The 12,836-nt window shown below is 58.5% G+C and carries 8 protein-coding genes and 1 pseudogene; 4 read left to right on the top strand and 5 right to left on the bottom strand.

Annotated elements, in window-relative coordinates; translation table 11 throughout:
- Positions 1 to 127 precede the first annotated feature (127 nt).
- A pseudogene (locus tag G7064_RS21050) lies at positions 128 to 669 on the top strand (recombinase family protein).
- A 354-nt stretch (positions 670 to 1,023) separates the two neighbouring features.
- Entirely contained in the window at positions 1,024 to 2,454 is a 1,431-nt protein-coding gene (locus G7064_RS21045; protein WP_166075302.1) for a WGR domain-containing protein, read from the top strand.
- Positions 2,455 to 3,616: 1,162 nt separating this feature from the next.
- On the opposite strand, the gene G7064_RS21040 is transcribed toward G7064_RS21045, so the two are convergent.
- Entirely contained in the window at positions 3,617 to 3,994 is a 378-nt protein-coding gene (locus G7064_RS21040) for a hypothetical protein (protein ID WP_166075301.1), read from the bottom strand.
- Positions 3,995 to 4,164: 170 nt separating this feature from the next.
- Between G7064_RS21040 and G7064_RS21035 the strand changes: the two genes are divergently transcribed.
- On the top strand, positions 4,165 to 4,998 hold the full coding sequence (locus G7064_RS21035) for an SH3 domain-containing protein (RefSeq protein ID WP_166075226.1): 834 nt from the start codon (positions 4,165 to 4,167) through the stop codon (positions 4,996 to 4,998).
- 13 nt (positions 4,999 to 5,011) lie between these two features.
- On the opposite strand, the gene G7064_RS21030 is transcribed toward G7064_RS21035, so the two are convergent.
- On the bottom strand, positions 5,012 to 5,803 hold the full coding sequence (locus tag G7064_RS21030) for an ion transporter (RefSeq protein ID WP_166075225.1): 792 nt from the start codon (positions 5,801 to 5,803) through the stop codon (positions 5,012 to 5,014).
- 108 nt (positions 5,804 to 5,911) lie between these two features.
- Positions 5,912 to 6,907, bottom strand: coding sequence for a DUF4236 domain-containing protein (locus G7064_RS21025; RefSeq protein ID WP_166075300.1), 996 nt, complete (start codon positions 6,905 to 6,907; stop codon positions 5,912 to 5,914).
- Between G7064_RS21025 and G7064_RS21020 the strand changes: the two genes are divergently transcribed.
- Positions 6,906 to 7,067, top strand: a complete 162-nt coding sequence (locus G7064_RS21020; protein WP_166075299.1) for a hypothetical protein — start codon at positions 6,906 to 6,908, stop codon at positions 7,065 to 7,067. The genes G7064_RS21025 and G7064_RS21020 overlap by 2 nt on opposite strands.
- Positions 7,068 to 7,180: 113 nt before the next feature.
- Here G7064_RS21020 and G7064_RS22595 read toward each other — a convergent pair whose 3' ends face one another.
- Both G7064_RS22595 and G7064_RS21010 read right to left on the bottom strand, forming a co-directional pair.
- Positions 7,181 to 7,633, bottom strand: coding sequence for a hypothetical protein (locus G7064_RS22595; protein WP_240935908.1), 453 nt, complete (start codon positions 7,631 to 7,633; stop codon positions 7,181 to 7,183).
- A 51-nt stretch (positions 7,634 to 7,684) separates the two neighbouring features.
- Positions 7,685 to 12,514 (bottom strand): DUF3320 domain-containing protein, encoded by a 4,830-nt coding sequence (locus G7064_RS21010; RefSeq protein ID WP_166075298.1) that lies wholly within the window; start codon positions 12,512 to 12,514, stop codon positions 7,685 to 7,687.
- Between the last annotated feature and the right edge of the window lie 322 nt (positions 12,515 to 12,836).

The raw sequence follows: 12,836 nt of genomic DNA, 5'->3' as shown, positions 1-12,836 counted from the left end.
GGACTCGTCTAGGGCTCGGATAGGGTCCATTAAAATGGCTCCCAAGGACAATATAAAGTCTAGAATTGTTGTCTCAGTAATCAATGAGTCAGTAACTTAAGGTTTATTGACTTAGCTAGACGAACGGATGATTTGGGGCTATGCGCGGGTGTCTACCCAGCAGCAGCAACTGCACCTACAGCTCGATGCGCTGCGGGCCTACGGCTGTCAAGAGGTGATCAAGGAAAAAGCGTCGGCTTTGAAGGAGCGCCCGGCGATACGGTCGTGGTGTGGAAGCTAGACCGGCTGGGCCGCTCCCTCAAACACTTAGTGGAGCTGGTGCTCGGCTTTCAGGAAAAGCAGATCCAGTTTGTCAGTCTGCAGGACCACCTGGACACGACCACCGCCCAGGGCCGCCTGATGTTTAATATGTTTGCTTCCCTGGCCGAGATTGAGCGCGACCTGATCCGGGAACGTACCCAGGCCGGACTGGCGGCCGCGCGGGCCCGGGGTCGGCAGGGGGGAAGGCCTCCCGGGTTGAGCAAGGAAGCCCAGCGGAAAGCCGAAGCGGTCAAAACCCTCTATTTACAAAAAGACAAGACAGCCGAGGAGATTGGCCAGCTACTCGGTATTGGTCGTTCCACGGTGTATCGGTATTTAACCCTGCTGGGCGTTACCAAAGGCGCTTAAGCGGAAGGCCATTCTGCGCTCCCCATGCTGGGCGAAGGAGTAATCGTAATGGCAACGTCCGCCTAGTGCTCACCGTCCCTAGCCCTGCCGGCTATAAGGGGCTTTGGAGCCTAAAGTAAATGCAAGAAAACCCGGTTATCCAGGCCGCTGTTGGTTGTTGCCTTAAACAGCATTTATGGGTCGAGCGATTGCATCTCCAGGGTACTACGGCTCGCTCTTCCCTAGGATAACCCGCGTGTGGATCCTGCAAAAATACAGTTCTTAGGTTTTGGTAGCTGCCGTGCTTTGCGTAGTTTACCCCCTCCTTCACCCGTTCCCTTAATCAGGGCAGGCGACCTCCTTTTTTGCGTCCTTATGCAGACCTATTACCTCGAATATTCCGACGACGAAGTCACTGGCACGGCCCATAAATTCTACGAAGCCACTGTGGATGGCGCGGCCCTGACGCTCCGCTACGGGCGCATCGGCACGCCAGGCGCTAGCAGTACCCAACACTGCCCCTCGCCGGAGGCCGCCACCAGCCTGGCTCTCAAGAAAGTCAACGAGAAAAAGCGCAAAGGCTACGCCGAGGCCGTCCCGGGCGTGCGCCAGAAGCGCACCATGACACGGCGGCTCGTGGAAAGCCGCCCGGCCACCACCAAAAAAATGGCTCCCACGCGCTGGCGCTTCAATACCGGCTCGCCCGCCTTCGGCATCTTCGTTGACGCGCACGGCTGCTGGATGGGCAATCAGGACGGGCGCGTGTACCGTCTCAGCCACGAGGGGGAGCTAGAGCTGGAGTTTCAGCTCAGTGAGGGCGTCAAGTGTATCGTCTCCGACGGCGCGTGGCTGTACGTGGGCTGCGACGACGGCAACGTCTACGACCTGTCTGGCAAAACCCCGCGTCTAGCCTACGAGATTAACCCCCACATTGACATCTACTGGCTCGACATTGCCAACGGCCTGCTGGCCGTGGCCGACGCGGGGGGCCAGCTGACGACCGTCAACTACGAGGACGAGGAGCAGTGGGCGGTAAAAACCGGGGGCAACTGTGCCTGGATGGTGCGCTGCGACGCGGTGGGCCGGGTATACTACGGCGACTCGCAGGGCGTGCGCTGCTACTACGGCTGGGAGCAGGAAACCCTGGTGTGGTACCAGCCTACCAAGCCGGTTCTATTCGGGTGGCTCGACGGCGCGCACGTCTACGCGGCCACGGCCCACCACCAGGTGCTTAAGTTCGATCAAGCTGGGCAGCTGGTGCGCACCTACCAGGCTGATGCCGCCGTGTTTTCCTGCGCCACCTCGCCCGACGGGCGTTTCGTCTTCGCCGGCGATAGTTACTCCACGGTGTACTGCTTTGCCGAGGATGGTCAGCGCCTGTGGAAGCTGGCCACAGGCTGCGGCTCGGCCTGCTCGATGCAATACGTCGAGGAGCGGTTGTACCTGGTCACCAGCAATGGCGCCTTTGCCTGCCTGGATGTGAGCCCGGCGGCCTTGGCTGAGGCCGAGCAGGGGCTCACCGCGCCGGTCACGGCCACCAAGGCTCCCCAGGAGCGGGTGGCTACGGTGCCCAGCCACGTGCTGGAGTCCGCCCCCGCCGCCCTGGCCGGGGTGCAGCTGCGCTGCGTGCGCGTGGGCAGCCAGCTGCGCGTGCGCGTGGCCTCGGCCGGCTACCAGGACTGGTACGTGCAGTTTCCCAAAAACCTGCGCCAGGAGGGGCAACGCTACCTAGTCGAGCAGGTGGAGCCTGCGGCCCACGGCCACTTCTACCGGATCTTGGGCAATATCTATATGCTCCCCACGTAGACCGCACCGCGCGCGGTAGGTCTTACAGTTTCATGTCCCGTCGCTACCTATGGAAAACCCGACTGCCAAGAGGTCTCGTGCGAGCTGGCAGACCAGATTACTAGTTGTGCCCCAATGGAGTAAGACCGCTGGTGCGCTTTGACTTGATCCGAGCTGAATTAGCAGTGGTTACCGTTGTGGAGCAAGGAAACGAGGGGCCGCCCGCCCTACCGTCAGCAAGCTGTTCGGTAATCCACTGGCGGCACTACGGGGGCGCTGGCTATGGGCAGCAAGTCACTAAAATCGAGAGGTGAAAGCCCTGCTTTATTTGCCACTGCGTGGCTAAAACCGGTCAGAACGCAAGAAATTCAGGGTTTTTGGGCTTACCTTTGGCTTAAGCGTACGGTAAACACCTCGCCAACACGGGAGCCAGAAAATGGCGAAACCCCGGACTGTTGGTACCAGCCGGGGTTTCAAGAAGCAGGTGGGCAAACACCTAGACTTCTTACTCATGAGAAAGGTGCGTGCGAAGGGGAAACCGGGGGGCAAAGCCCGTTGGTTTCTCATTTCCCTAGAGCTGTTCAAGGCCGCGCTAGGGGGATTCATTCGAGCGGTGGTTAGCCACTGGCTCGGACATCCGTAGGATGGCGGCGGTTCGGGCTTCGGCCCGGGCCGCCGTTTGGGTTGACCGACCGATTGTCTGTCCTGACTTGTACAAACATACGAGTTTGAAAGAAAAGTTGCGCAACCTGTGGCAACAATTGCACAATTCACTCAACTGTTGCGCCATTCGGGCAACTGGTGCATCATAGTTGAGTAAATTTCCCCCTTCTGTTGAAAGATCGCGGAATTTCTGTTTATTCATACGCAACCACATATTTAAAATCAAACGCGTATGCCCCGAATTGACCCAATATGGTTTCCTGAGTTCCAAGTCAAATCTATTATTCAGCCGCCCATACTTGCCGAGCACTCCCGCGTATATCATTTCAATGATCAATGCGGAGCCGTTAAGCACAGTTCGCATAGTTCACCCGTGCCGTTTGATGGAAGGCCAGAAGTAGGACCTTGTTACCATTGCCAACAGCACACCGAACAGGGTCGCTGAAAGCCAAAGAGCCCTTCATGTGAGGGGCTCTTTGTTCGTAAAAACCAAGTGATAAACTTGAATGAATAGTATGAGCTACTTTGGCTCAGTAGGTACAGGTTTAGTATTGACTGTAGTATACTGAATTAAGGCAGCTGTATCACCCCCCTTGTCATTCCAGACACAGGTGCCAGAGCCCCAATAGAACAAGTGCACCACCTGACCATTTTTATCTGGCTTTGCCTTTTGATAAGTACCGGTGCCTGTTACTAAACGGATCCATTCATCTTTGCCGATGACAACATCTGGAAAGAGATAAATGTGGCGAAACTCATTAGAAGGAGTTCCATCGCCATTGAATGTTCTATCAATCACTGCATACCCTTTGGCATTTACAGCTGTTGAAGCACGCAACCAGACGCCTTCAGCAGCCGGGGTTGAGGCATTGGTAACAGAGTGAAGGGTAAGGCTCATAGGAGAACAAGAATAAAGGGTACCCTACCTAAGGACCATAAATGTGCCATTGCACTTACGGCAAAAGTCAAACCCAGTATATTCCTAAATCTTCTATTTATTAATATACAAAAGCTGTATGCCAAGCAGCTTATCATTAAATTGTAAGCTCACAATACTTATCGATCTATATGGAAAGACTCGTTACATTCTGGAGCCGGTGCGTGCTCTATTTTACCTTCGTGATTGTAGCTGGGTCAACCTGTTTTGCGCAAGTCAGTGTTCGAGGCTATTACCGAAAAAACGGCACCTATGTGCAGCCCCATCAAAGGACGCGTCCCAATCATACCGTCACGGACAACTATAGCTATCCAGGCAATTATAATCCCAACAAAGCAGGCACCTCCAGCACCCCGTCTTCAGGCGGCAGCGGGTCTTCCAATGCCAATGGTTCAGCCAATAGGAGCCCTGAGGTAAGGGGGCAGGCGACTGATCAACCGGTAGCAAATTCGTACGCGATGCTGCCTGGCGTCTACCGCCTAGATGCAACGATGCCGGTTTCTGTGCGGGCTCAACCTAACATTGATGCCAGCGAAGTGTATTTGTGCCCCCGCAACGCGACGGTTAGCGTGTTGGAAGACACCAATGAAACGTACTGTAAAGTGCTGGTAAATGGTCACACCGGTTACCTATCGAAGCGGTTGCTAACCAGTACCATGAGTACATCTGCTCCCTACATGGCTCCCGCTACTGAACCAGTCACGGCCCATAAACCACCGCTTGCCCCGACCTGGAAACCAAGTTCAAGTGCGGAAGAATTGAACTATCGGTTAATAACGACCTTCAATTCTCCGATGGATCCACCGCTGCGCGCCGCGCCTGACATTAATGCGGAGGAAGTCTATACCTGCCCGAAGACAGCCACGGTGTATGTCTTAGGTGAGCCGCAGGGCCCCTATTGTAAAGTAGCAGTCAATGGGCGGATAGGGTACGTGGCGGTTGCGCTGTTACAGAAAAGCCGGTAGACAAAAACTACGCTTATAGCTTGTGACCACAATGTGGACAGTACGGAAGCGTTTCCGCCGACCTATGCTGCTGAGCCAACTGCTCCGAAAAGCCGGCAGCCAGTATTCCCGTAGGCAAGGCAAACAGACCCAGCCCTAAAACGGCAATCACACTACTAAGCACTTTGCCGGCCACCGTGATAGGATACACATCCCCGTAGCCGACCGTGGTCAGCGTCGCCACGCCCCACCACATGGTTTCCGGGATGCTGCCAAACTTGTCGGGCTGAGCGGCACTCTCCACATAGTACATCAGGCTGGAGACGAGGACGAGCAGCAGGCCAATCAGCCCCGTCGTAACTAGTAACTCCGGCCGCTTCCGTCTCACCACCTGCCCGATCACGTCCAGCGCCCGAACGTAGCGCGCTACCTTCAGGAGCCGAAACAGGCGCAGCAAGCGCAGAATGCGCAAATCAACCCCAGCCAGGGAGAGATAAAAGGGCAGGATAGCCAGCAGATCGATCAACGCCATTGGCGTGCACATAAAGCGCAGCCGGCCGCGCACCGGATCTCGGAAGCGTCGATCTTCCACGCTCGACCAGACGCGTAAGCCGTACTCGATCGTAAAAGCGTACACGGAGACGATTTCCAGGCCGACAAAGAAGGGCCGGTAAGCGGTAGAGAGGCTTTTAACTGAGCCTAAGACCACGGCAGCTCCGTTGAGCAATACCAGTCCTAGAATAACGCCGTCGAAGACTCGTTCCAGGCCACGGCCCCCATCCTGAGCATCGAATAGCTGGTAGACATACGCCCGCGAGTGGCTCATATAAGATCAAGAGAGGACGGTACCATCATTAGTTGAAGTGGGCTGAACCGTAGGATGAAAAGTGTATCTCACCATGGCGACTGCTGCATAGCTAGAAGCAGCTAGTCCTTAGCGAACAACGGCTTTTGTAATTACACCGTCCATAATATGAAAATAGCTGCCGGCTGATTTACTGCCATAAATAAGCGTTTCCCGTTCTCCCGCCTTTGTTAGCACTCGCTCGGTTTTGGTGGGCTCCCCAAACGAATCCAGGACTTGTTCCCGCGTCATCCCAGTCTCAATCTTGCGATCAATCAACTTGTCCGATACGGCCTCCTCGTATTTAGAGCGAATGTTTTCTTTGCGTTTCCGCTCGGCTCGAAGCCGGTAATCAGCCGAATCAATTTCGAGGCCGAGGGAGAAAGCGGAGCTGTATTTTCGCTCCGGCACTGCTTGCCACTCCGCTAGTTGCGCGGCATCAATAAGCCCGTCGGAAAATAAGGCAGTGGCCTTTTCCAAATGGGGCCGAAACTCTGCTAGTCGTTGTTGCTCCTTTTCCGCGTCGCGCGCCTGCTGGCGCTGCCGTTCCATCTCAGCCACCTCTTGCTGTTGCTGTTTTTGGCCTTCGATCGCTAAGCGCAGGGCTTCTTCCTCTGCTGCTTGCTTTTGGACATAGGCCTCATAACGCCCCTGTTTAGCCGCGCGTTTTTGCTTGCGGATAAACCACCAGATAAGGCCGAAGGCCACCCAGATAGGAACTCCCCACAACGCGTCTACTGGTTTGGCCAGGGTGGCGGGCGGGTCAACATAGTTGTGAAGGGAGGTATACACCCCGAACGCGGCAAAGGCGACGCCAAAACTAAACCAACGGGTACTAGCGGGCTGCGGGGTAGCTGGGATAGCCGGCGCACTAGTCGTACTGCGCTGCGCCGTCGAGCGACCACCCCCCATCTTACTTCGACTGGATAAACCCGTACCAGGGATGCTCGTATTCAGGTAAGCCCCTTTCTTGCCGATGTTCACGCTGGCGCCGCGACCACCTATGGTCGTGCTGAAGCCGCTCTTGCTGACATTCAGCTTGAGACCCGGGGCTATTTTGAAACTCTTGCGAAACCGGAAGCCCATGGCCTTAGCAGCCGCAGCCTTTCCCGACGGTCCAGGTACAAGTACCTCGCGCTTGGCAGTCGGCTTTGTTGTATTTGCTACAGCCGCACTGGCTGGTTTTGGGGCTAGGCGCCTCACCGCCACCGCAGCCGCCGAATGCGATCAAGGCAAAAAGGAGTAGTATTTTTTTCATAGGAAGGTATAGATGCAAGAGAATAGGTAAGAGGCAGTGGGCCGGCAGGTAGGAAAGTGAGCGCTACCACCTGCCGGCTTACTGCCTCGGCTGGTATTTGACTAGATATAGGTCTTATTGCCGTTGCTGTTTATATAGTAACAGCCACCGCGGGGGCCCGTGTAGACCATGCGACCATTGTAGGTGGCCGGGCACGAGCCGCCCGTCGTACTGCCGCCCGTGGTACCACCAGTAGTGCCCCCGCTACTGCCGCTGGCTAAGCCAGTTTGCCGCTTGGTTTGCACCGTGTTATTGGCAAAGACAACATAGATGATGATCGTGTTGGTGTTGTCAGCACTCCACGAATACTCGTTACTACCCCTATTGGTCCCGGGTCCTAAGAGCGTGACCACTTGGGTATAGGTCATCCCCGCAGTGATAAGATTATAATTCTCAATCGTGACCATGGTCACCGGTGGGGTGGGGGTAGGTTGCGTTTCGCTTTCCTTTTTACAACCCAGTAAGGCGACCAAAAGAAAGAAGAGATACCACGTTTTGTAAAATGTACTTTGCATAGAAAGGGTGGAAAGGGGAAAGTATAGAGAGGGAATAAATCAGATAGTAAGCTATGCGTCCAGGGGTTTGAGAACCCCATTCACTTCCAGCAATTGCCCACTAGCCACCAGATTCTGCGTGATAGCCTGCAGCTGTTGGCGCTGCTCCTCGCTTATTCGGCTAAAGCCCAGCAGGCGGGCAGCGGGCAGCAGAACGGCGTCCGGCTCAATGGCAAAGCTCTGCCGCACGACCATTTTGACTGCCGCAGCCAGTTCTTCCTCGGCCACGAAAGCGAGCTTCCGGGAGACCGCAGGCAACCCTGATCGGTCGCGCAGCGGCACGGCAGTCGGCCCCATGGTGGGGGTCCACAGAAAGTCGTCCTGCTCAACTCGGATGCTGCCCAGTTTGCCCGCCAGCCGGATCGCCCCGGCGACGGTCGCGCGGATGCGCGAGCCTACTTGCGTGGCCCCAGCGGCCGAGGCCAGCCGGCGGGTCACCTCATCCACATGCACGGGGCTTTCCACGGCCACGACTTCCGCCACCCAGGCCGCCAGGCGCCCGATGGGCTGCAGATGTAACTCCTGCTGGCCCACGAGGGCGGGTAGTTGCGCTACCTGGTAGGGGAGGCTAGCAAGGGTCGCAGAAGGTTCAACCAGTTCTTCTCTTGCCAAACCGGTCAAGGCTGCTGGTTCTACAGTAACTTCCAGCTCGGGCTCGTCAGGCTCATCCTGGGCCGCAAGGCGGCGCGCTTCCTCGATGGCGGCCACGACGCGCGCCGTCTCGCGCTCGGGATCCCGGAACCAGTCCGTGCTCCAGATGCGGTGCAGGCGCCAGCCGACCGCTTCCAGTACCTGCTGGCGCAGCCGGTCCCGATCGCGGGCGGAGCGGGCACTATGATACATGGCTCCGTCGCACTCGATGCCCAGCACGTAGCGGCCGGGCTGATCGGGATCAACGACCGCTAAGTCAATGTAAAAGCCCTGGGAGCCAATCTGGGGACGTACCGTGTAGCCCTGCGCGATGAGAGCGCGGTACACAGCTTCTTCGAAGGGGGACTCCATCTCCCGGCCAGTTTCCTCGTTCTGGTTCAGCCGGCCGTGCTGAGCGAAGGTGAGGAAGGTTTTCAGCGCGGCCACGCCCTTGGCGCGGGTGCGATTCAGGTCCAAGTCATCGGCCGTGAGGTTAGTAAAGACCTCGCAGCGCTGCTTGGCGCGGGTGATCAGCACGTTAAGGCGGCGCTCCCCGCCTTCCCCGTTCAGGGGCCCGAAGCTCATGGTCAGGTAGCCATCCTTGGTGCGGCCATAGCCAATGCTGATTAGGATAACATCCCGTTCATCGCCCTGCACGTTTTCCAGGTTCTTGACAAAGAAGGGCTCGTGGGCGTGGCGGTTGAAGAAGGCCTCGGTTTCGGGGTGCTGTCGGCGCCGCACTTCCAGCGCATCCTGAATGGCCTGGCGCTGCGCCGTGCTGAAGGCGACTACGCCCAAGGTCAGCCTGGGCGTGGTGCGGGCGTGGTGCAGGACGGCGTCGGCCACGGCCGCGGCTTCCGCGGGATTGGTGCGGGTCGTGCCGCGCTCGTAGTACGTGGTGGGCAGGTGGTGGTAGACCAGGCCCAACTGCCCCTGGCCGCCGGGGCTGGGGAAAATCACCAGCTTGTCCTCGTAGAACAAGTGATTGGAGGCAGCAATCAGGGACTGATGCAGGGAGCGGTAGTGCCAGCGCAGCATGCGCTCGGGCATCTGGCGAGCCTTGCACAGCTCCAGAATGCTTTGAATATCAGCGGTCACGTTTTCCTCGTCCGCCTCGCTGGCACCCGTCAGCGAGTCAAAGAAGGACGTGGGGGGCAGCTGTTTCGAGTCGCCCACGACGACTAATTGCTTGCCCCGGGCGACGGCGCCCAGGGCATCAACGGGCTTGACCTGACTGGCTTCGTCGAAGACGACCAGGTCAAACTCCACGGCCCCCGGCGGCAGATAGCTGGCCACCGACAGCGGAGACATCATAAAGATGGGCTTAATAGCTTGCACGGCGTGGCCTGCCTGCTGCATGAGCTTGCGCAGGGGCAGGTGGGCGCGTTTGCGGGCAAACTCATTTTTGAGCAGCAGCATCTGCCCCCCGGCGAAGGGATTGGGGAGCTGCTCGTGGTGGTAGCGCATGGCCCGGATGCGATTGTGATATAGGCTGTCGCGATCAGCTTGGCGGAACCGGGTGGCTAGCTCCTCGTGGCCAGCGCGCTCAAATTGCCGGAGCGCCGGGTGCTGCTCGTAGGCCAGCTTCTGCAAATACTCTAGCCAGGTCTGCCGCACAGCGACGCCGAGCAAGTCCACAGCTGCCGGCCAACTCTCGGCCAGCAGCAGGAGTTCAGGTAGCTGCTCGGCCTCAATGGTCGCCGCCACGTTGTTCCACTCGGTCATCAGACGCAGGGCCGGCAAGTCGGCGGCCCAGGCATTTAACGTTTTTACCTGATAGGCAAAGGACTGAAACTGCAAGCGGCCCTCAGCGCCAAAGCGGCGCACTTCATTCATCTCGAGGGCATCGGCTACGGCCTGCACCGTGCCCCGGTGCTGGGTAAGAGCCCCTTCCAGCCGGATGAGCAGCTCGGTGAGCTGCGCACCCTGGCCGGGCTCCGTCCTGGCCGCCGCCCCGAGATAAGCGAGTAAGGCACTAGGCAACTCCTGCCGCTGCATGCGCTGATGGGTAAGGGTGACGTACTCTTTCACTCGGTGCAGGGTGCTCCACTCCGAGCGCACTCCTTGCCAAGCCGCCCCATATAGGCGGCTCAGTAGTGGGGTTGCTTCCGTGAGTAGCAGCTCGTAGCGCGTGGCTTCGTGGATGGCATCCAGCACCGGAATCAGGTCCGCGGCCGCCTTGGGCAGCGGGTCGCGCCACAGCGTTTGCAGGTTTTTGCGCGCCCGGCGGTACTCTCCGTTCAGGAATTTCCACCATTTGTCCCCGTAGGTCAGCAGCGTGGCCCGTTCTGGCAGTAAATTCTTCTCCCAGGCCTCAGGTAGTAAGGTGGCCTCGTACTGCGCGTGTAAGGCCGCGTAGGCTTCCCCAGTTTGGAGCACTTCGGTGAGGTGGGCAGTTTGCTGCCCCCACGCCGGATCCGCGACGGCCGTGCCAGCCAAAGGCGGTGCCAGCTGGGCGTGCCGAGCGGAGGGTAGCAATGCTTCCGCCGCCGCCCGGTCCGGGGGCATGGGGTAGCCTAGGTGCTGAGCTAGGGCCTCGGCCGCCACTTGGAGCGCGGTGACGGCGCTCGTGGCGGCGCTGAGCAAGGGGATCAGCGCCTGCTGCTGGGCGGGTAGCAGCACGGTAAGTTCACTGCCCCAGAAGAGAAGCTCTTTCGGCGCGCCTGTTTTGCGCAGGGTAGCTTGCACGCGGGTGGCCAGCGCTTCGGCGTGGGCCGCGTCCGCATCCGTCCAACTCGTTAGCTGGGCAAAGGGCAGGCGCGGTAGCTCTACTGCTCCGCGCTCTTCGCGCAGCCGCAGCAGCTCGCCCGCCACTTGCTGGGCCGTGCGCCGGCTGCGGCCCAGCGGGGCATTGACGGCCAGCGCGTAGTCGTTGAGGGCCGCCCGGTAGCGGGGCAGCTGGGCCATCTGGTCTTCCACGGCCGTCGCCGTGGCGGGGCGGCCCAGCTGTAAGGTGGCCTTGAGCTCATCATGTAAGGCCTTCTTGTTGGCCTTATGCGAATGCAGCTCCAGACAGGCAACCCCTAGGCCGAGGGCATCGAGGCGACGTTTCACGACTTCCAGAGCGGCCATCTTCTCGGCCACGAACAGCACCTTCTTGCCCGCGCCGATGGCTTCGGCCAGCAGGTTAGCAATGGTCTGGGACTTGCCCGTACCGGGTGGTCCCTGAATCACCAGGTTGCGACCCTCGTGCACGGCCAAGAGCGCCAGCAGCTGGGAGGAATCGGCATCGAGTACTTGGTGCAGCTCCGCAGCGGGGCTCTCCGTATCCAGGAAGGCGGTATCACTGACCGAGGGGGCCGCATCGCGAAAGCCGGTGTCCGCGCCCAGCAGGGCGCCAATAGCCGGGTGATCCAGAATATTGGCCTGGGCGGGCCAGGTAGCCGGGTCCAGGTCCCGGTAGAGCATGAATTTGCCGAAGGAGAAGAAGCTTAGGGCCAGGCTATCGATGTTAACCTTCCAGCGCGGCATTCCTTGAATAGCGGCCGCGACGGCGGCGTAGTAGTCGGCCAGGTTGCTTTCCTCGTCCAGCTCCGGCAGGGGTAAGGATATCCCAAAGCTGGCCTTGAGCTTGGCTTGCAGCGAGAGGTTGCCTTCTACTTCGGCGCCCGTGTGCCGCAGCTTGAAGCGCTCGGCGGCCGTGCCGCGCTCCAGCAGCACAGGCACGAGTACGAGCGGGGCCTGGCGGGGCTCCTCACTGCTTTCCGCCTCGTACCAGGTCAGCATGCCCAAGGCCAGGTAGAGAATGTTCACGCCCTGTTCTTCCAGGCTGGTGCGCGCCGTGTAGTAGGTAGCCAGGAGGCGACTTTCCAGCTTGGCTAGCGGCTCGGCGGTTTGTAGCTTGGTATCTGTGAGCAAGGCTTGGCGCTCGGCTTCCGTGCGCTGATTCGCTTCTGGGCTAACGGTTTTCGGATCAGTCGGTGCCAACTCCTCCGTAGTGTTGCCGACTGATACATCCAATGCCAGGGCTTTATCGCCCTGTTTTTTGGGCTCCGGGGCGGCCTGGAAATACATGGTTTTGCCCTGTCGTACCAGTACATCGTAGGCGGGGGCGGCCTCTTCCTGGACAATGGCCACGCCTTGCGCTTTGGACAGCCGAAAGTTGAGCAGGGGGTTGCGCAGGCCCAGGTCGAGCAGCTCCTGGCGGGATGCTTCGAGTTTCGTGGAGAGGGAAGAGGCTGCTAGGGGAGAGGGTAAAGATTCTAATTCCACGAATAACAATAGAAAGGTATATACGCCGGGCTGACAAGGTAGTGCACTGGCTCCGGTTACACAACCTTCAGCAAAAGCATAATAAAATAGAATATTAGTAAGAAATAAGTCCAATAGCATCTTCTCTGCCAGCAGCTCAAGAGCACACGACTGTTTATTTCTGACAAAAGAAGCGAGTAGTAAGGTAAGTAAGTAACGGAGGCTTGCACTTTGGCTGCCCGACAAACGCGGCCACTGGCGAAGGTTCCAAAACCTAAGAACTCTCGCACCAACTCCTAGGAGTTGGTGCGAGAGTTCTTGATTAATCAACCAAGAAGGATTG

The organism is Hymenobacter sp. HDW8, assembly GCF_011305775.1.
In the GTDB taxonomy this organism is placed as follows: domain Bacteria; phylum Bacteroidota; class Bacteroidia; order Cytophagales; family Hymenobacteraceae; genus Hymenobacter; species Hymenobacter radiodurans.
Note: the sequence above shows the minus strand (reverse complement) of the source record. Positions and strands in the feature narration are given on the sequence as shown.